19 protein-coding genes and 1 other RNA gene are annotated in these 19,208 nt (G+C 58.3%); 8 read left to right on the plus strand and 12 right to left on the minus strand.

Annotated elements, in window-relative coordinates; translation table 11 throughout:
• Window positions 1-161 precede the first annotated feature (161 nt).
• Window positions 162-740, plus strand: coding sequence for a GNAT family N-acetyltransferase (locus tag EJA70_RS06390; RefSeq protein ID WP_158830189.1), 579 nt, complete (start codon window positions 162-164; stop codon window positions 738-740).
• Window positions 741-842: 102 nt separating this feature from the next.
• Here the strand turns inward: EJA70_RS06390 and EJA70_RS06395 are convergent, their stop codons facing one another.
• Entirely contained in the window at window positions 843-1,277 is a 435-nt protein-coding gene (locus EJA70_RS06395; protein WP_158830190.1) for a hypothetical protein, read from the minus strand.
• A gap of 235 nt (window positions 1,278-1,512) precedes the next feature.
• On the opposite strand from EJA70_RS06395, the gene EJA70_RS06400 reads away from it, so the two are divergent.
• Entirely contained in the window at window positions 1,513-2,553 is a 1,041-nt protein-coding gene (locus tag EJA70_RS06400) for a DMT family transporter (RefSeq protein WP_158830191.1), read from the plus strand.
• A 140-nt stretch (window positions 2,554-2,693) separates the two neighbouring features.
• On the opposite strand, the gene ssrA is transcribed toward EJA70_RS06400, so the two are convergent.
• From ssrA to EJA70_RS06440, 8 genes are all read right to left on the minus strand, one after another.
• Window positions 2,694-3,090: a transfer-messenger RNA gene (gene ssrA / locus EJA70_RS06405) on the minus strand.
• A 96-nt stretch (window positions 3,091-3,186) separates the two neighbouring features.
• The gene (locus tag EJA70_RS06410; RefSeq protein ID WP_158830192.1) at window positions 3,187-3,462 is read right to left on the minus strand and encodes a hypothetical protein; all 276 of its coding nucleotides are present in this window, start codon (window positions 3,460-3,462) and stop codon (window positions 3,187-3,189) included.
• Window positions 3,463-3,626: 164 nt separating this feature from the next.
• Window positions 3,627-3,908: a hypothetical protein gene (locus EJA70_RS06415; protein ID WP_008088284.1), complete on the minus strand. Its 282-nt coding sequence runs from the start codon at window positions 3,906-3,908 to the stop codon at window positions 3,627-3,629.
• A 130-nt stretch (window positions 3,909-4,038) separates the two neighbouring features.
• Window positions 4,039-6,849, minus strand: a complete 2,811-nt coding sequence (locus EJA70_RS06420) for an FAD-binding and (Fe-S)-binding domain-containing protein (protein WP_158830193.1) — start codon at window positions 6,847-6,849, stop codon at window positions 4,039-4,041.
• Entirely contained in the window at window positions 6,846-7,517 is a 672-nt protein-coding gene (locus EJA70_RS06425) for a lactate utilization protein (protein ID WP_158830194.1), read from the minus strand. Before EJA70_RS06425 ends, EJA70_RS06420 begins: the two co-directional genes overlap by 4 nt.
• Entirely contained in the window at window positions 7,517-8,971 is a 1,455-nt protein-coding gene (locus tag EJA70_RS06430; RefSeq protein WP_158830195.1) for a LutB/LldF family L-lactate oxidation iron-sulfur protein, read from the minus strand. The genes EJA70_RS06425 and EJA70_RS06430 overlap by 1 nt, the downstream gene beginning before the upstream one ends.
• Window positions 8,968-9,792, minus strand: coding sequence for a (Fe-S)-binding protein (locus EJA70_RS06435; RefSeq protein ID WP_158830196.1), 825 nt, complete (start codon window positions 9,790-9,792; stop codon window positions 8,968-8,970). Before EJA70_RS06435 ends, EJA70_RS06430 begins: the two co-directional genes overlap by 4 nt.
• A 150-nt stretch (window positions 9,793-9,942) precedes the next feature.
• Window positions 9,943-11,637 (minus strand): lactate permease LctP family transporter, encoded by a 1,695-nt coding sequence (locus tag EJA70_RS06440; protein WP_158830197.1) that lies wholly within the window; start codon window positions 11,635-11,637, stop codon window positions 9,943-9,945.
• 262 nt (window positions 11,638-11,899) lie between these two features.
• Here EJA70_RS06440 and EJA70_RS06445 point away from each other — a divergent pair, with 262 nt between their 5' ends.
• Window positions 11,900-12,667, plus strand: a complete 768-nt coding sequence (locus tag EJA70_RS06445; RefSeq protein WP_008088295.1) for an FCD domain-containing protein — start codon at window positions 11,900-11,902, stop codon at window positions 12,665-12,667.
• Window positions 12,668-12,773: 106 nt separating this feature from the next.
• Here EJA70_RS06445 and smpB read toward each other — a convergent pair whose 3' ends face one another.
• Window positions 12,774-13,256, minus strand: coding sequence for an SsrA-binding protein SmpB (smpB, locus tag EJA70_RS06450; protein ID WP_008088297.1), 483 nt, complete (start codon window positions 13,254-13,256; stop codon window positions 12,774-12,776).
• Between the two features lie 119 nt (window positions 13,257-13,375).
• Between smpB and EJA70_RS06455 the strand changes: the two genes are divergently transcribed.
• Genes EJA70_RS06455 through EJA70_RS06465 form a run of 3 tightly spaced genes read left to right on the plus strand, consistent with a single transcriptional unit; the run spans window position 13,376 to window position 15,528 of the window.
• Window positions 13,376-14,779, plus strand: a complete 1,404-nt coding sequence (locus tag EJA70_RS06455) for a sodium-dependent transporter (protein ID WP_158830198.1) — start codon at window positions 13,376-13,378, stop codon at window positions 14,777-14,779.
• Between the two features lie 7 nt (window positions 14,780-14,786).
• On the plus strand, window positions 14,787-15,221 hold the full coding sequence (locus EJA70_RS06460; RefSeq protein ID WP_007915213.1) for a type II toxin-antitoxin system RatA family toxin: 435 nt from the start codon (window positions 14,787-14,789) through the stop codon (window positions 15,219-15,221).
• On the plus strand, window positions 15,214-15,528 hold the full coding sequence (locus tag EJA70_RS06465) for an RnfH family protein (RefSeq protein WP_158830199.1): 315 nt from the start codon (window positions 15,214-15,216) through the stop codon (window positions 15,526-15,528). Before EJA70_RS06460 ends, EJA70_RS06465 begins: the two co-directional genes overlap by 8 nt.
• Window positions 15,529-15,589: 61 nt before the next feature.
• Here the strand turns inward: EJA70_RS06465 and EJA70_RS06470 are convergent, their stop codons facing one another.
• Window positions 15,590-16,117: an outer membrane protein assembly factor BamE gene (locus EJA70_RS06470; protein ID WP_008088307.1), complete on the minus strand. Its 528-nt coding sequence runs from the start codon at window positions 16,115-16,117 to the stop codon at window positions 15,590-15,592.
• Between the two features lie 97 nt (window positions 16,118-16,214).
• Between EJA70_RS06470 and fur the strand changes: the two genes are divergently transcribed.
• Window positions 16,215-16,619: a ferric iron uptake transcriptional regulator gene (gene fur / locus EJA70_RS06475; protein ID WP_008088309.1), complete on the plus strand. Its 405-nt coding sequence runs from the start codon at window positions 16,215-16,217 to the stop codon at window positions 16,617-16,619.
• 82 nt (window positions 16,620-16,701) lie between these two features.
• On the opposite strand, the gene recN is transcribed toward fur, so the two are convergent.
• On the minus strand, window positions 16,702-18,375 hold the full coding sequence (gene recN / locus EJA70_RS06480) for a DNA repair protein RecN (RefSeq protein WP_158830200.1): 1,674 nt from the start codon (window positions 18,373-18,375) through the stop codon (window positions 16,702-16,704).
• A gap of 240 nt (window positions 18,376-18,615) precedes the next feature.
• On the opposite strand from recN, the gene grpE reads away from it, so the two are divergent.
• Window positions 18,616-19,182 (plus strand): nucleotide exchange factor GrpE, encoded by a 567-nt coding sequence (gene grpE, locus EJA70_RS06485; protein WP_158830201.1) that lies wholly within the window; start codon window positions 18,616-18,618, stop codon window positions 19,180-19,182.
• Window positions 19,183-19,208: the final 26 nt, after the last annotated feature.

The raw sequence follows: 19,208 nt of genomic DNA on the forward strand, positions 1-19,208 counted from the left end.
CCGCTCTATAAAATCTGGCCACCCGCCGCACATACAAATAACGACGATGCTCTGTAGGAGCTGCCGAAGGCTGCGATCTGTTGATCTTGTTTACAATCAAAAGATCGCAGCCTTCGGCAGCTCCTACATAAGAGGTTTGGGTGATGTTCAGGGAGTGGGGCATGGAGTTTGCGTTTACTGTCGGTACTGAGTCGCTGACATTGCGATCGCCGGATCCGGCGATGACCAAGGCGTTCCAGCAGGCGCTGAACGTCAGTTATCCACAGCACACGGAATTCCTCGCCTGGGCCCGGCCACAAACCACCGAGGCGCAGGCGCTGGAATCGTTATCGCGTGCCCGTGATGACTTCAGCAGTGAAACCGGTGAGCGCCGGTTGTTCATCATCAGTGCGGACGGGCAATCCATTCTCGGCTGCATCGGCTTGAAACCGCGTCCGCGCCAGCGCTTTGTTGTCGGTTACTGGGCCAACACCGAGTATTCGGGCAAGGGTTACCTGCGCGCCGCCCTCACTCAATTGGTGAATCGCTTGCCTGATTCAACGTTTTACCTCACCACCTCGTCGGCAAACACGCGTAGCCAGCGACTGGCCCAAGCCGCGGGTTTTGCGCTGGTCAGAGTTCACCCGCAAGCCCGCCACTCACCCCGCCATGGCGTGCAGGACACCTACGTGTATCGCCTCGACACCAAACGCCAGGCAAAAAAAAGCCCGCAGGAGCGCGGGCGAACCGTAGTTTCTTGAATGAGCGAGGGGACTTTACAGGTTTGGTTGTGAAGGGGCTGTGAAGAAAAATTCATCTGCTCTGCCGCCGCAACTGCCCGGCGACGCGGCCTCGGAATGAATTCAGCGCTTGGTTTTTGCGTCTGCCGCATCACCTTGGGCAAGGCTTACCGACAGCGCGTAATTGGCCACTTCAGCACGCCGCGCCGCATTGCGCATCAGATAGACCTGCACAGTGTATTCGCCGTCGGCGGGCAATGGACCAAGGAAGTGATTCCCCATGATCGAACCGTTGAACAATGCCGAATCCGCGCCTTTGGCATTGATGTTGAAGTAGGCGGAGGTTTTCGACGGTTTGAAATCGACCGTCAGAACCTGCCCGGCCTTGGCGTTGAATGTGTACTCCGCCGTTTGATTGCCCTTGATCGACTGTTTGATCACAACACTGCCGACACCAGCCTTGAGAGCGATGGGTTCTACGCGTGGAGCGGGAGTGTCCGCTGCGTGCGCGCACAGCGAAATCATTGCCACCATGACGGCGGCGATCCAGGTTTTCATGTTCAGCCTCATTGCTCTTTGATGTTTGCAGCATAGAGCCGGTGGCGAACGCTCGCCCGGCTTCGATGCGGATTAAATGTTGCTGGATTTGAGCGTGTGCTTGAAGTGTTGTTCCCTCAGCCCGATGCTCAAGCCTTTCCAGCGATCCGATGAAGAAGCGGTCTTCACATAATTCCTACGCCAGCAAAGCTACCATCCGACGCATGCACCTCGGGTCTGACAGGGCGATCTCATCATGAACATGAATGTGCTCTACGCATTGGCCGCCGCGGCGTTGTTTGGCGCGAGCACGCCATTGGCCAAGCTCTTGGGCATGAATGCTCCGCCCATTCTGTTGGCCGGCCTGCTCTATCTCGGCAGCGGTGTGGGCCTGACGATTGTGCGGTTTGTTCGCGATAAAGGCTGGCGCGCGCCAGCACTCGCCGCCGGCGAATGGCCTTGGTTGATCGGTGCGATCGTCTTTGGCGGTGTGCTGGCGCCCGTGGCGCTGATGTTCGGTCTGACTCGAACGGCGGGGGCAACCGCCTCGCTGATGCTCAATCTTGAGTCAGTGCTGACGGCGCTGCTGGCGTGGATCGTTTTCAAAGAGAACGCAGACCGACGCATTGTGATCGGCATGATCGCAATCGTCTTGGGCGGCGTTGTTCTGTCCTGGCCGCAAGAGGCGGTTACGACTCAGGACTGGATCGGCCCTCTGGCCGTGGCTTTCGCCTGCCTGTGTTGGGCAATCGATAACAACCTGACGCGCAAAGTCTCGGCCTCGGATGCGCTGTTTATCGCCGGCAGCAAAGGCTTGGCGGCCGGCATGGTCAATTGCTCACTGGCCTTGGCCATCGGTTCGCAACTGCCCACCACCGGCCCACTGATCTCAATCCTGCTGGTGGGCTTTCTCGGCTACGGCGTCAGCCTGGTACTGTTCGTACTTGCGCTTCGCGGACTCGGCAGCGCGCGTACTGGCGCGTATTTTTCAACGGCGCCATTTCTGGGGGCGGTCATCTCGATTGTGATACTGGGTGAGTCGGTCTCGGTGATGTTTTCGATCGCTGCAGCGTTGATGGCCCTTGGTGTGTGGATTCACCTGAGGGAGCACCATGCCCACGAACACCAGCATGAACCGCTCGAGCACCAACATCGCCATGTGCATGATGAACATCATCAGCATGAACATGAATTTGAGTGGGACGGTTTGGAGCCGCATAGCCACGCGCATTCGCACGCGCGGATCCGTCATAGCCATGCGCATTTTCCGGATGTGCATCATCGGCATCGGCATTGATTGATGGGCCTGAAGGGGGGCTGAGGAGAATTTCTCGGTAGCAGGTTTGTGCAGGATGGATGCGGTCGGTGGCTTTTGAGGCGCGTTATCCAAACTCCAGATACGAAAAAGCCCGCACTTGGCGGGCTTTTTCGTTGAGTTGGTGGAGCCGGGGGGATTTGAACCCCCGTCCGCCAGTACTCCGCTGTCGGTACTACATGCGTAGCCGTTTCTATTAAGTTAACCCTCAGCGACCCGAAGGGCAGGGTGCTTTGGGCGAGTTGTGTAAGTTTTAGCCGCTTCGTCCACAACGTACTGCACGGCGATTCTGTTCTATATGACAATCACTTTGGGTTTACAGACATCCCCTGGTGATTGCTGGACCCGAAGGTACCAGAAGCTCAGGGCTAAGGCTGCTTACGCAGCGAGAGCGAATTCCTGGCCGTAGTTTTCGTCATTGGCAACTATAAGTAGTTGCAACAGTGGATTTACGACTTCTGTTACCAAGTCGGCATGCACCTAAAGTTTCGCAACCGGCGTCGAATCCTAAACGGCCCCGAACTCATTGCTCAGTACATCTGTTTGAGCAACAAGCCTGTGCAGTGTACGTCAATCGGCCGGGAAGGCCAACCCGAAGGTTGGCTTCCGGGTGTGTCAGTTACGCGTTGGATTGCGGATCTGCATTTTCGTGATCATGCCGTTGCTGATCTCAACGCATTTCTTGTCATCCCCGGCAGCTTGAGCCTTCATGGCATCTTCCTGCGCGGTCTTGACGTTGTTCAGCGACGTCTCCGGAATGGAAGGCTGGCTGGTGACAAAGTCTTTAATGGTTTGAAGATTCCCGGCACACAGGTCTTTGTCTGCCGCAAACACCGGCGACGCCAGAAGTGCACCAGCGATGAACAATCCAGCAATTGCAGAATGCTTCATGGGTATCTCCTTGAACGATGGGGGCTCGGTGCTGCCGGACGGTCTGGCGGCGATGCCGAGGTCATGACAGGCCACGTTAGTGTAGTGCCTGTTCAATCGACCGCCACGCTACGCAGGAATTCGGTTTTTTTTACATTTAGTATGAAAACGCCATCTCGCCGAGATCACTTCTTGGTGTCGCCCGAGGCGTTCTGGATTTCCAGAATGGTGCGCTGGGTTTCCGCCAGGCAATCGTCGATCTTGCCTTGGGACTTGAGATCCTGGGCCTTTTGCACACTGGCCGAGACGCGCGCGTTCAGATCAGGCGAGGTCTGATATTGCGATTTCGCGTTGTTGATCGTCTGCAGATTGGCTTCGCAGAGGCTGGTGGGCTTGTCGGCGGCAAACGAAGTGGAGGCCATCATCGAGGCAGTCACGAACAGACCAAGCAATACAGAACGTTTCATGGGTATCTCCTTACGCTGAGGGATCCAGACTTCGCTGACCCTGAGCGCCGGTCACCGAAAGAAGGAACGGCCCCGAGTGTTCGGGGCCTGTTCTGTGGACTGCGGTCTTGCGCAAGGGTTCTGATTTTCTTCAGTTGGCCTTCGCCTGAGTGACTCGATCAACCAGATAAACCAGGCCGTGATAGTCGATTCCGCCGTGTTGCGTCAGGCCGATTTCGCACGTGCGGCTGGTGGAAATACCTTCGCTGCAATGCTGCACCGCGTCCTTCAAGGTGCGCAGCGAATGGCTGTTCAGCTCCGGCGTGGTGAAGCCCTTGTCACCGGCAAATCCGCAGCAATGAATACCTTCCGGGATCACCACGGTTTTGCTGCACTTGCGCGCCAGGTCGATCAGCGCCTGGCTTTCGCCCAAGTGCTGAGTGCTACAGGTCACGTGCACGGCAATCGGTGCGTCTTGCGGGGTGAAGTCCAGTCGATCGAGAAGGTGCGTACGGATGAAGCGCACCGGGTCGTACAGATCCAGACGGGTTTCTCCTACGTCTTGCACCAGCCGTAAGGTGCACGGGCTGGTGTCGCAGTAGATCGGATCGAGGCCGCCGCGACTGGCGTGGAGCAAAGCGCTGATCAACTCCTGACGCTTGTGTTCGGCTTGCTCGGCGTAGCCTTTTGAGGCGAACGGCTGACCGCAGCAGAGGTTGTCCTGATTGTCCGGGAAGACCACTTGGTAACCGGCCTTTTCCAGCAGGCCACGGGTTTTGTCGTAGAGCGACATCTGCTCTTTATCGCCCGCCGCCGGCCCCATGACCCGCGAGACACACGCGGCCAGATACACCACGCGCGGGCGTTCGTCCGACATGCTCGGGCTGAAGCGAATGGCTTTCTCCGGCTGAGGCATCGCATTTGTCCACAGCGGCACCTGGCCTTTGGACAGGCGTGTCAGTGTTGCTGAAAGTTTCGCCAGACGCGGCGCGCCGAGCATCATCCGCGCACCGTTGGCCACGTGCAGAGTGAAGCGTGCGCCCTGCAGAGTCTTGGCGAAATTTCCTTCAATCCAGTCAGCGGTTTTCTGATGCGTGGCGTGTCGGCTACGCAGCTTTTTCACCAGCTCGCCGGTGTTGATGCCTACAGGACAACGTTGCGCGCACAAACCTGTGGCGGCGCAGGTTTCGATGCCTTGGTACTCGTAGGCTTTTTCCAGTTCGGTGGTGTCGACGCCGGCACGTTTTTTCGCCTGAATATCGCGCCAGATTACGATGCGCTGGCGCGGGCTCAGGGTCAGGCCTTTCGACGGGCAGACCGGTTCGCAGAAGCCGCACTCGATGCACTTATCGACAATCTCGTCGGCCGCCGGCAGCGGTTTCAGATGTTTGAGATGGATCTGCGGATCTTCGCTGAGCACCACGTCCGGGTTGAGAATGCCATTCGGGTCGAGCAGACGTTTGAGCTGCCACATCAGTTGGTAAGCGTCGCTGCCCCATTCCAGTTCCACGAACGGCGCCATGTTGCGCCCGGTGCCGTGTTCGGCTTTCAGCGAGCCGCCGAATTCCACCGCCACCAGTTGCGCGACGTCGTCCATGAACGCTTGATAGCGTGCGACTTGTTCCGGGTTGTTGAAGCCTTGGGTGAAGACGAAGTGCAGATTGCCTTCCAGCGCATGTCCGAAAAGAATCGCTTCATCGTAGGAATGTTTTTCGAACAGTTCGATCAAGCGATTCACGCCAATCGCCAATTGCTCGACCGGGAAGGTCACGTCTTCGATGATCACCGTGGTGCCGGTTTTACGCACAGCGCCGACGGCGGGGAAGGTGTCCTTGCGGATCGCCCATAGCTTGGCGTTCTCGGCAGGGTCTTCGCTGAAGTCGACCTGCTTCTCCACTGGGAAACCACTGAGTGACGCCATGATCTGCGCCAGTTGTTCCTGTAACAAAGTGGAAGACGCGGCGCGGGATTCGATGAGCAATGCGCAGGCATTGTTCGACAGCTGTTGTACGAAAGCGGGCATGCCCGGTTTGTCCTGCACCGAGCGCAGGCTGCGGCGATCCAGCAGTTCCACAGCGGATACCGGTTGGCTTTTCAGCACAGTGACCGCGTTGCAGCAGGTTTCCACATCCGGGAAGACGATCAGCGCCGAGGCTTTGTTCGGGTGATCAATCACCGTGTCGTAAGTTACCGCGCTGATGAAGCCGAGCGTGCCTTCGGAGCCGACCAGCAGGTGGCTCAAGATATCCACAGGCTCATCGAAATCCACCAGGGCGTTGAGTGACAGACCGGTGGTATTTTTCAGACGGTATTTGTGGCGGATTCGTGCAGCCAGTTCGGCGTTGGCGCGAGTCTCTCGGCCGAAAGTCGCCAAGCGTTCGAGCAGTTCGCCGTGGCTGGCGTGAAATGCCGCGACACTCGCCGCGTCTTCGGTATCCAGGCGCGTACCATCAGCCAGCACCAGGCGAATCCCGGCCAGCGTGTGATAAGTGTTTTGCGCAGTCCCGCAGCACATACCGCTGGCATTGTTAGCGACGATGCCGCCGATTTTGCAGGCATTAATCGAGGCCGGATCCGGGCCGATCTTGCGCCCGAACGGCGCCAGCCACGTGTTGGCTTGCGCACCGATCACGCCCGGTTGCAGGCGGATTTGCGTACCTTGGCCACGAATCTCGCGAGCGTTCCAGTTATCCCCAAGCACAATCAGCACCGAGTCGCTGATTGCCTGACCTGACAGGCTGGTACCCGCCGCACGGAACGTCACCGGGACGTGGTCACGTTGAGCCAGTTTCAGCAGCGCAACCACTTCGTCTTCAGATTCAACGCGGATCACCAACTGCGGAATCAGCCGATAAAAACTCGCATCAGTGCCGAAGGCCAGCGTCGATAACGGATCATCAAAACGGCGCTCGGCCGGAATCAGTTGCTGCGCATCACGCAGGAAATTCACTGGCAGCGTCATTGGTCCTCCAGAATCAGCACCACGAGGTCTTTCGGGCCGTGTGCGCCGTAGGCCAGGACTTGTTCAATGTCGGCGGTTTTTGAAGGGCCGGACACCAGCAACGCATTGGTCGGCATGCCTTGCGCCCACTCGAATTCCTGTTGCACCTGATAGAAGTTGTCGCGGATTTCGCTGGCCTTGAGCAGGGCGAAATGCACCGGCGGCACCAGACTCATCAGCCGTGGTTCTTCGCGGGTTGGCCACATGATCAGGCTGCCGGTGGCGGCGATGGCGCCGAGGGTGCCGGTGAGGCTGGCCGGGGTGTCGTTGAACAGCTCGGCTTTCCACTCTTCCATCGGCCGATCGTAGGATTTCAGCGTCGGCAGATCAGGATTGTTCGCCCAGTGCTGTGCGATTTTCTGCCCGTGGCCAGTAGTCGGCGCGATCAACAGGCTCGGCAACTGACGGTCGCGCAGCAATTGCGCAAGCAACGCCGGCCATTCTTCGCCGGAGGTCAGGTGGATTTCGGTGTGCACCGCTTCCATCAATTTGCGCAGTTGCGGGATGCGTTGTTCGGCAGTGTAGGTGTAAGGCTGCGTCACCAGATCGACGTCGAAGTCGTCGGCTATCGGCGTGGCGCCCGTCAGACTTTTGCGCAGTTTGCCGAGGATATTTTGCTTGGCGCTCATCAGCGGTCTCCCTGTTTGGCCAGATGCTCGCGGGCCATGTCGTGCAGTGAACGTGCGGCGGGTTTCGGCGCGCTGTGGTTTTGTGTCCACGGGCCGACGTTGCTCGGGGTCAATGCGCGCAGGCGCGTGGCGAAGAAACCGAACAATCGATACAAGGTCGGCGAGCTGTTGAGCCTGGCCCAGGCGTTCCAGATAAAGCGTTCCTTGCGCGAATATTTGCTGCCCTGACCGCGCATCACTTGGTGCGGGCTGTCGGGGGCTTTGACGTTTTCTTCGCGCAGGCGCCGCAGGATCGCCGGAATAGGAATTTTTACCGGACACACTTCGCCGCAGGCACCGCACAGCGATGACGCGCTCGGGTGATCCGGGACTTTCGCCAGACCGACCATGTGCGGCGTGATGATTTTGCCAATCGGCCCCGGATACACCTCGCCATAAGTGTGACCACCGACGCGGGTGTACACCGGGCAATGGTTCATGCAGGCGCCGCAGCGGATGCAGTTCAAGGTCTGGCGCAATTCACTGTCGGCGAAAGCCTGGCTGCGACCGTTGTCGAGCAGTACCAAATGCACTTCCTGCGGGCCGTCGAGTTCATGTTCCTTGCGCGGGCCGGAGATCATGTTGACGTAGGTCGTGATTGGTTGGCCGAGCGCCGAGCGGGTCAAAAGGGACAATAGCGGCACCACGTCGCGCAGGTTTTCCACGACTTTTTCGATGCCGGTGACGGCGATGTGCACCGGCGGCACGGTGGTGGTCATGCGGCCGTTACCTTCGTTTTCCACCAGCAGCAGGGTGCCGGTTTCGGCCACGGCGAAGTTGACACCGGAGACGCCGATGTCCGCTTCGAAGAATTTCTGCCGCAAGACTTTGCGACCGATTTGAATGAGTTGGTCAACGTCCTTGGTGTATTCCACGCCAAGTTTGTCGTGGAACAAGGACGCGACCTGACCGGCATTCTTGTGGATCGCCGGCATAATGATGTGTGAAGGCTTCTCGTGGTCGAGCTGGACGATGTATTCCCCCATGTCGGACTCCAGGCATTCAATGCCTTGAGCCTCGAGGAAATGGTTCATCTCCATCTCTTCGCTGACCATCGATTTGCCCTTGATCACTTGCCGCGCCTCGTGAGCGCGGATGATCGATAAGACGATGCCATTGGCCTCGTCCACCGTTTCCGCCCAGTGCACTGTCACACCGTTGCGGGTCAGGTTTGTTTCCAGTTGCTCGAGCAGCTCGGGCAACTTGGAGAGCGCGCGGGCTCTGATCGAGTTGCCCAGAGCACGCAAGTGTTCTCTTTCGTGGGCATCGCTGAAAGCAGCTGCCCGTTTGGTCATCAATGAATCCATCGCAGTACGGAAGTTGTTCCGCAACTGCTGATCACCCAGGGCGTTGTGCGCCCGGGTGCGGAAATCTTCTTCTACGGCGACCGTAGGGATAATCGCGGAAGTGCTCATTGCGCACCTCCGGTTCGTTGCCACAGAAAGCTGGCGAGATGTTGCCCGCGTAGCGTTTCTTTTTGTTTCTCCAATGCGCCGTTGATGTTCATCAAACAGCCACAATCGGCGCTCAAGACCTGATGCGCGCCGGATTCCTTCAGCGAACGGGTCTTGTCAGCCACCATCGCGCCGGAAATGTCTGGCATACGGACGCTGAATGTTCCGCCGAAGCCACAGCATTCGCTTTCGTGGTCGTGGTTGACCCGTTCCACGTTGCTCAACTGCGCCAACAACTCGCGGCCGTGCAGGTGGGTGTTCATTTCGCGGCGTGCCGAACACGAAGTGTGCAGGGCGACTTTGACCGGTTCGCCGCTGTCCTTGAGCTGCACCTTGCAGACAAACAACAGGAACTCGGCCAGTTCGTAGGTGCGGGCCGCGAGGGCCTGAACCTGTTTCAGCGTGTCCGGCTCATCCTTGAACAAGTCGGCGTAATGTTCGCGCAGCATGCCGGCGCAGGAACCTGACGGCACCACCACCGGATAATCGCCGGCAAACAGCGCCAGTTGCGAGCGCGCTACCGTCCGCGCCTGCTCGGTGTAACCCGAGGTGTAGGCCGGTTGGCCGCAGCAGCTTTGTCCTTGCGGGTACTCGACCCGGATCCCTTCGCGCTCCAGCAAGTGGATCGCGTCCATCCCGGCCTCGGGGTAGAACAGGTCGACCACGCACGTGCCGAACAGGTACACCCGCGATGGTTTTTCGCTGGGGTATTGCCGAGGTTCGGGCAGTGGCGGTGCCACGCGGGTCGCGTTCGGCACAGCGTTGTAAAAAAGCTCGCTCATCAGGCGTGTCTCCGGGTGGGCCCGGTTATCCGTCTGTTGCGGCTGCTGAATATAGAGAACGTTGCTTTCAGCAGCCTTACAGACCGGGTGGTGAATTGCTGACGCCGGCATCACCAACCGGCGTCGGTTTTTTCTCTATTTCTTATCGGTTTAATGCACCAGCATGCCGGTCAACCAGTAGGCCTGAGCCAGAGTGATCAGACCGACAATCGTTGCAAAGAATAGGCTGTGCTTGAGGGTGAAGCGGAACAGATCCGATTCTTTGCCCACCAGGCCGGTCGCGGCGCAGGCCACGGCGATCGATTGTGGCGATATCATCTTGCCGGTCACGCCGCCGCTGGTATTCGCTGCGACCAGCAGGGTGTCGTTGACGCCGATCTGGTGTGCCGTGGTCGCTTGCAGCGAACTGAACAGCGCGTTGGACGAAGTATCCGAGCCGGTGAGGAACACCCCCAGCCAGCCGAGGAACGGCGAGAAGAACGGAAACGCCGCGCCCGTACCGGCCAGCACCAGTGCCAAGGTCGACGACATGCCGGAATAGTTGGTGACGAAGGCAAATGCCAACACCATGCCGATCGACAGAATTGGCCAGCGCAGTTCGTAGAAGGTTTCTTTCAAAGTGGTAAGACCAATTTTGAAATTGATCTTCAGCACCAGCATCGAGATCAGTGCGGAGAAGAAAATCGCCGTGCCGGTCGCGGAAATCGGATCGAGTTTGAACACCGCAGGGATGGCGGTCGGAGCAGCGACAATCGGTGCAGTTTTAATCACCAGTTGATCAAGGTGTGGAATCGCGAAGTTGAACACCCAGCTGTACATCGAGCCGCCGGCGGCGAACATCGCCTTGAAAGGTTTCAGCGTCCAGATGGTTACCAGTACGGTGAGGATCAGGAACGGCGACCAGGCCTTGAAAATTTCCCCGAGGCTGTAAGGCGAAGCCACAGTGGTGCGTTTCTGGCCGAAACCGCCGACGCTGGCGGTAATCGCTGCGCTCGACGTGGCGCCAGCGATTTGCGCGCCGGCGGTGCGTTTTGGCTGCCAGATTTTCAGGAACAGGGTCAGCGAGACCAGGCTGGCCAGCGCCGAGGTGATGTCCGGCAATTCCGGGCCGATGAAGTTGGACGTGAAATACTGAGTGACGGCGAAACTCAAGCCGGCAACCAGTGCGGCCGGCCAGGTTTCACGTACGCCGCGCAGACCATCCATCATGAAAATCAACCAGAACGGCACGAACAACGACAGCAGCGGTAGTTGGCGACCGGTCATGGCGCCGATCTTGAAGGCGTCGATGCCGGTGACTTGGCCGGCGACGATGATCGGAATCCCCAGTGCGCCGAACGCCACCGGTGCGGTGTTGGCGATCAGGCACAGGCCGGCGGCGTACAGCGGGTTGAAGCCCAGGCCGACGAGAAGTGCGGCGGTAATTGCCACTGGCGCGCCGAAACCGGCAGCACCTTCCAGGAACGCGCCGAAGCAAAAACCGATCAGCAGCACTTGCAGGCGCTGGTCGTCAGTAATCGATAACACCGAACTGCGAATGACCTCGAACTGACCACTTTTGACCGTCAGTTTGTAGAGGAATACTGCGGCGACAATGATCCAGGCAATCGGCCACAGACCGTAGGCGAACCCATAACCGGCGGCGGCGAAGGCCATGTCGACCGGCATCTGGAACGCGAAGATCGCCACGGCAATCGACAGAGCGAGGGTGATGCTGCCGGCCACATGGCCTTTGAGGCGGAACACCGCCAGGGCGAGAAAAAAGAACACGATGGGAATGACGGCCGCGAGTGCGGACACGCCGAGACTGCCGAGCGGGCTATAGAGCTGTTGCCAGGTTTGCATATGGGGTGGCCCCTAATTGTTGTTGGTCAGGCACTGTCAGCGTTCTTGGATAATTGGTAATACCAATTTACAATCGCTGATGGCTAGGGTAAAAGCCTTGATGTCGGTGTGTCAATTTGTCGCCCTAAAACTTTTGTCGAATCAGCGGTGCAGATCGCATCTGATCCGGTTTCGGCAAATGGCGTCCGGTAGGTGTCGGCGAGGCGCCAATAGGCCAGAATAGAGAGCCCGGCGAGCGGTCGGGATCGTGGAGAAATGAGTTATGGGGTTTGATCAGATACGTCAGCGCCGTTTGTCTGACGATATTGTCGAGCGACTCGAGGGGATGATCCTTGAGGGCACGCTGAAGTCCGGTGAGCGGCTTCCGGCGGAGCGCACGCTGGCTGAACAATTCGGCGTATCACGGCCGTCGTTGCGTGAGGCGATTCAGAAGCTGGCAGCGAAAGGTCTGCTGGTCAGCCGTCAGGGCGGTGGCAACTATGTTGTCGAAAGCCTGGGCTCGACGTTCAGTGATCCGCTGCTGCAGCTGCTCGAAAGCAACCCCGAGGCGCAGCGCGATCTACTGGAGTTTCGGCATACTCTGGAGGCATCGTGCGCCTATTACGCCGCATTGCGCGCGACGGATGTCGATCGTGAGCGGTTGACCGCAGCCTTTGAAGAACTGCAGGACTGCTATTCGCGTCACGACGAGGTCGGTCGGGCGGAGGAGGGCGCGGCGGATGCGAAATTCCACCTGGCAATTGCCGAAGCGAGTCATAACGCGGTGTTGCTGCACACCATTCGTGGACTGTTTGATCTGCTCAAGCGCAACGTGGTGACCAACATTGGCGGCATGTACAAGCAGCGCGCGGAAACCCGCGACATGCTGATCACCCAGCACCGGGAATTGTATCTGGCGATTATTGAAGGACGTGCGGAGCAGGCGCGCGAAGTCTCCAGCCGACACATTTTGTATGTGCAGGAAGTGCTGGAAGAGGTGCGGCAGGAGGTTCAGCGCATGGCTCGGGCGGAGCGGCGCAAGGGGATGTGATTTTTTTAAAGCAAAAGATCGCAGCCTGCGGCAGCTCCTACACAGGAATATGTATTTCCCTGTAGGAGCTGCCGCAGGCTGCGATCTTTGCTTTCAAAGGGCAGGACTAGTCTTCCTTGCCCTTGTTGCGCACAGCGCGCTGCAGTTCACGACCGGCGTCGCGCTCGCGCTCGGTGTCACGCTTGTCGTATTCCTTCTTGCCCTTGCCCAGAGCGATCTCGCACTTGACCATGTGCTTGCTCCAGTACCAGGACAGGCAGACGCAGGCGTAACCCTTTTGCTGCACCATCGCTGCAAGCTTTTCCAGCTCGCGGCGGTTGAGCAGCAATTTGCGCGTGCGCACCGGGTCGGCGATGACGTGGGTGCTTGCGGTCATCAGAGGCGTGATGTGGCTGCCGAGCAGCCACGCTTCGCCATCCTTGAGCAGGACATAGCTGTCGACCAGCTGTAGCTTGCTTGCCCGCAGACTTTTTACTTCCCAGCCGGCCAGGACCAGACCAGCCTCGAACTTATGTTCGATGAAGTAATCGTGTCGCGCCTTTTTGTTCTGCGCGATGGTCCCTGTTGGGTGTTTCTTCTGTTTAGCCATAGGGGCGGCATTATATGGAGATAAACGGCTGTCGGCTACGGTGATGCTGCGTGCTTGAGCAGGTTGAGTGAATCCCGGACAATGCGGCCTCTTTTTCTAACGCTTGGGCGTGATAAACGATGTCGACAGACAAGGTTTCTGTCCACGGCAGTTGGGCTAGCCGCTGGGTATTCATACTCGCCGCGACCGGTTCGGCCGTGGGACTGGGTAGTATCTGGAAGTTCCCGTACATGGTCGGGGTCTACGGCGGCGGTGCATTTGTACTGATGTTTCTGGCGTGCATCGCGCTGATCGGCATCCCCGTCATGCTCGCTGAAACCCTGATCGGCCGGCGCGCCCGGCAAAGTCCGGCGAACGCCTTGAAGGTGCTGGCGCTGGAAGCCGGGCACTCGGGCAAGTGGTCGTGGGGCGCATTTGCCGGGATGATCACGGCATTGTTGATCCTGTCTTTCTATAGCGTGGTCGGCGGCTGGTCGCTGGACTACATCGTCGATATGGGGCGCGGTGACTTCCAGGGCGCGACGGCCGAGCAGGTCGGCGCTTATTTCGGCAATGTCATCTCCAATCCATGGCGCCTGACACTTTGGCACACGATTTTTATGCTGCTGTCAGCGTATGTGATCGCCAAAGGCGTGGTTGCCGGGCTTGAGCGCAGCTTGCGCATCATGATGCCGCTGTTGTTCGTGATGGTGCTGGTACTGCTGGGCTATAGCATGACCACCGGGCATTTCATGGAGGGCGTGCATTTTATGTTCGACTTCCACCCGGAAAAAGTCCTCGACGGCTTGCTGCCGGCGATGGGGCACGCGTTCTTTTCGCTGAGCGTCGGTGTCGGTTCGATCATGATCTACGGCGCTTACATGCCAAAAAACGCGTCGCTGTCCGGCACCGTTGTCGGCGTGGCGCTGCTCGATACCTTTGTTTCGCTGGTCGCCGGTCTGGCGTTGTTCCCGATTGTGTTTGCCGGGGGCCTGAACCCTAGCGAGGGGCCTGGCCTGATGTTCGTCAGCCTGCCATTTGCGTTTGGTAATGTGGCGTTCGGTCAGTTAATGGGCGTGGTGTTCTTTGTGCTGGTGGCGATTGCTGCCTGGAGTTCGGCGATCTCCCTGCTGGAACCGATGGTCGCCTATCTGGTTGAGCGCACGAAAGTCAGCCGCGCCTGGGTGACGTTCTGGTTGGCGTTCATCTGCTGGTTCGTCGGTCTGGGTACAGTGTTCTCCTTCAATATCTGGAAGGAAGCCAAATTTTTCGTGAACGAAGGCGGAGCGTTCCACCTCTACCAATGGGGTGCGCAGAGCGGTCTGGACTTCTTCGGCGTGATCGATTTCTTCACCTCGCGGATCATGTTGCCGCTCGGTGGCCTGTGTTTTGTATTGTTCGCCGGATGGGTGATGGGGCGTGAGGCGGTGCGTGACGAATTGTCGATCCGCAACCCGGCACTGTTTGCCCTGTCTTTGTTCTTGATGCGCTACGTGGCGCCTATCGGCATTGTTGTAGTGTTTGCCGCTCAGCTCTGGAAGTAACGCTTACATGACGACACATATTCAACGATCAGCACTGCTGCCGTACCCGGCGCAATTCCTCTATGACCTGGTCAACGACGTGGCGCGTTACCCGGAGTTTCTGCCGTGGTGCTCGGCCGCCGAGGTGCTGGAAAGCTCGCCCGAGCACATGCGCGCCAGCGTGGGGGTGGCGAAGGGCGGGCTCAGCCAGCATTTCGTCACGCGCAATACGTTGGTGCCAGGGCAGTCGATCGAGATGAACCTAGAAGAGGGGCCTTTCAATCAACTGCACGGCGTCTGGGTGTTCAAGGCGTTGAACGAAAAAGCCTGCAAGATCAGTCTGGACTTGTCGTTCGATTACGCTGGGCCGCTGGTGCGTGCCACATTGGGGCCGCTGTTCAATCAGGCCGCCAATACGCTGGTGGATGCGTTCTGCCAGCGTGCCAAGCAGATGCATGGTTAAGCCGGTGATCGAGATAGAAGTGGTGTATGCCGCGGTTGATCGTCAGGTTTTGCGCTCGGTCAGCGTGGCAGAGGGCGCGACAGTTAGGGCGGCAGTCGTTGCATCGGGGATTGGCGTAGAGTTTCCCGAGCTGGATCTGGCGCAATGCCCGTTGGGTATTTTCGGCAAAGTGGTTGCCGATGCTGATTCGCGGCTGGTTCAAGCAGGGGATCGCATCGAGATTTACCGCCCGTTACTCGCCGATCCGAAAGAGGTTAGGCGCCTGCGCGCGGCCAAAGCGGCCGAGGCTAAAGCCCGGAATCTTTAGGAGCGCCAAACGCCAGACAATAAAAAACCCGGAATTTCCGGGTTTTTTATTGCCTCGCCAATTACTGCGGCGAGGTGTCCAGCGGCTCTGGTGTTGGAACCGGAACGGTTTCCACACCATCGACATCCTTCTGGATCTGATCCAGCAAGGAACCTGGCTTGACCGGTTTTTCCGGTGCTGGCTTCTCGGCGTTTTCAGCAGGAGCGGTCACAGAAGTGCCACTGTCCTTGCCGAGAATGGCTTCGTCACGGCTGACGCCCGGCATAAAGTCACCGGACAGGCTGACAAGCTGGTCGTTTGAGTTGAAAATAACGCTGACGCGTTCCTGTTGGCGTTCACCGCCACCCGGTTGCAGGCTGTACAGATAATCCCAGCGATCGGCATGGAACGTGTCGGCAAGCAGAGGGTTACCCATGATAAACCGTACTTGCGGCCGGGTCATTCCCGGGCGTAACTGGTCTATCATGTCCTGCGTGACGACATTGCCCTGCTGGATGTCGATTTTGTAAACCCCGGGGAATGAACAACCGGCGAGTGCGAGCAGTCCCACAAAGGTGAAACTGGTTAGCAAGAGCTTGGTGTTTTGCATCGGTGGGCGACTTCCACTATCTTGGCTGGGACAACGTAAACGCCGATCATACCCGCATTAAGAGAAGCTGCGAAGCAGCATCGCGAGAAAGCTGACCATGGTTGAAAATAGCGAACTACGCAAAGCCGGCCTCAAAGTGACCCTGCCACGGGTCAAGATCCTGCAAATGCTCGACTCTACCGAGCAGCGTCACATGAGTGCCGAAGACGTCTACAAGGCGTTGATGGAAGCTGGCGAGGACGTCGGTCTGGCCACGGTTTACCGTGTTCTGACCCAGTTCGAAGCAGCTGGCCTCGTGGTCCGTCACAACTTCGACGGCGGCCACGCGGTATTCGAACTGGCTGACGGTGGCCACCACGACCATATGGTCAACGTGGAAACCGGTGAAGTGATCGAGTTCTTCGACGAAGAAATCGAAAAACTTCAGAAGTCGATCGTCGAGAAGCATGGCTTTGAGATGGTTGATCACAACCTGGTGCTGTACGTGCGCAAGAAAAAGTAAGCATGTCGCGCGAATTTCAGGTTCGCGAAACGAGCGAAGGCGACCCAAGGGTCGCCTTCGTGCTTTTTATTGTTTCTGAATCTTAAACTTTCGCGGTGACGACCATCTTTTTCGCGTGAGCCAGAGATTCCTTGGTCAGATCGATGCCGCCGAGCATGCGCGCCACTTCTTCTATACGGTCGTTCTTGCTGAGCTTGGATACGGCCGTGTGGGTTGCCTGTTCGCCGCGGACTTTGTGCACGAATAGATGCTGATGTCCCTGCGCCGCCACTTGCGGCAAGTGCGTCACCGTCAGAACCTGGCCGCGATCACCCAAGCGACGTAGCAGCTGACCGACAATTTCAGCGATCGGGCCACCAATCCCCACGTCCACTTCGTCGAAGACCAGCGTCGGCACGCGCGATGTCTGCGCCGTTATCACCTGAATCGCCAGACTGATCCGCGACAGCTCACCTCCCGATGCCACTTTCGCCAGTGCTTTAAGCGGTTGACCTGGGTTGGCGCTGACCAGCAATTCAACCTGTTCCAGCCCATTCGGCAGCAGTTCGTCACTGCTGTTGGTGCGCAGTTCAATGGTGAAGCGACCACCGGGCATGCCCAGACGCTGAATCTCTTGCTCCACCGCACTGGCAAGACTGCCGGCGGCCTGATGGCGCAAATCGCTCAGCTCGCGAGCCTTCTCCTGATAATGGCGGGCGTAGGACGCCAGCTCCTCACCCAGACGGTCGATGGATTCGTCGTTGGCGTTCAGGGTTTCGATTTCATCCAGCAGTTTCTGCTGCATTTCCGCGACTTCAGTCGGCTGGATCCGGTGTTTACGCGCCAACGTATAAATAGCGTCGAGGCGTTCTTCCAGATATTGCAGGCGTGCCGGATCGGCATCGAAGTTGTCGAGGAAGCGATTGAGTTCACCGACAGCCTCTTCAACCTGAATCTGGGCGCTGGTCAGCAAACTGCTGGCTTCGCCCAGTGCACCGACCGAATTATTCACGCTCGACAGACGATTGAGACTGGCGGTCAGCGCGTTCAGGACATTGCCGGAATCACTTTCGCTGCATTGCTCGACCACTTGCCGGCAAATGCCTAGCAAGGTTTCGGCGTTGGTCAGGTTTTTGTGTTCCTGCTCCAATTGCTCCAGTTCGTTATCGCCGAGACCGAGGTTTTCCAGTTCTTCGAGCTGATAGCTGAGCAGTTGATGGCGGGCGCGTTGTTCGTCGCCGGAATTGGAAAGACGCTCCAGCTCCTGACGGGTCTGGCGCCAGCGCTGCGCAGCCAGTTGAACCTGACGGGCCAGATCGGTCGCGCCGGCGTATTCGTCGAGCAGGCGGCGATGGGTATCGGTTTTCAACAGCGACTGGTGTTCGTGTTGGCTGTGGATATCGATCAGCAACTCGCCCAGCGCTTTGAGATCGCCAAGCGGGCAGGGCGTGCCGTTGATGTAACCGCGCGAACGGCCTTCGCTGGTGATGACCCGGCGCAGGATGCACGGGCCTTCGATGTCCAGATCGCGCTCGGCCAGCCAGGCGCTGGCTTCAGGGATGTCGACCAGATCGAAAGTCGCAAGGATGTCGGCCTTGTCGGCGCCCGGGCGAACCACGCCGCTGTCGGCACGATCGCCCAGGGTCAGGCCGAGGGCGTCGAGCATTATCGATTTGCCGGCGCCGGTTTCCCCTGTGATCACGCTCATCCCGCGATCAAGTTCGAGATCGAGATGTTCAACGATGGCGTAGTTATGTACGGACAGGTGCACCAGCATAAAGGCCGCTCCCAGGCTTTAGGTCTGGTTATTTATACAGTGTTTTGTTTCGGCCTGACAATGCCCTCGCTTAGCTCGATTTGCTTGAACCGCAAAACTTCTTAGCGCATCAGGGAATGAGAATGCGGCACTTTTTTGTAGGGTTAATGCTTGAAGGCCCTTGAAGCCTGATTTTGCGGCCCCATATATCGGGACAGAAGCGCGAGTCAGGCTCGCGGACGAAATTGAAAGGAGAATTCTATGGCTGACGAACAGACAGTAGATACGCAAAACCCAGATGCCCCTCAGGCGCCGGAAGGTTCGAGTGATGACCTGGCGACCCGTGTGCAAGTGCTCGAAGAGCAGTTGGCCGCAGCGCAAGATCAATCTCTGCGCGTAGCTGCCGATCTGCAGAACGTCCGCCGCCGTGCCGAACTGGACGTCGAGAAGGCGCACAAATTCGCCCTGGAGAAATTCGCCACCGACCTGCTGCCGATCTGCGACAGCCTGGAGCGTGGTCTCGAGCTGTCGAACCCGGACGACGAAAATATTCGTCCGATGCGCGAAGGCATCGAGCTGACGCTGAAAATGTTCCACGACACCCTCAAGCGTTATCAGCTTGAAGCGATCGATCCGCATGGCGAACCGTTCAACGCTGTTTACCATCAGGCGATGGCTGCACAAGAAAGCGCCGACGTAGAACCGAACAGCGTTCTGAAGGTGTTTCAGAAGGGCTACCAGCTCAACGGTCGCCTGTTGCGCCCGGCCATGGTTGTGGTCAGCAAGGCGCCTGCGCCAATTTCGCCTTCGATTGACGAGAAGGCTTGAAATTAGCCGCAAGGCCCCCATTTAGA

Source organism: Pseudomonas sp. PB103, from assembly GCF_009764635.1.
In the GTDB taxonomy this organism is placed as follows: Bacteria; Pseudomonadota; Gammaproteobacteria; order Pseudomonadales; family Pseudomonadaceae; genus Aquipseudomonas.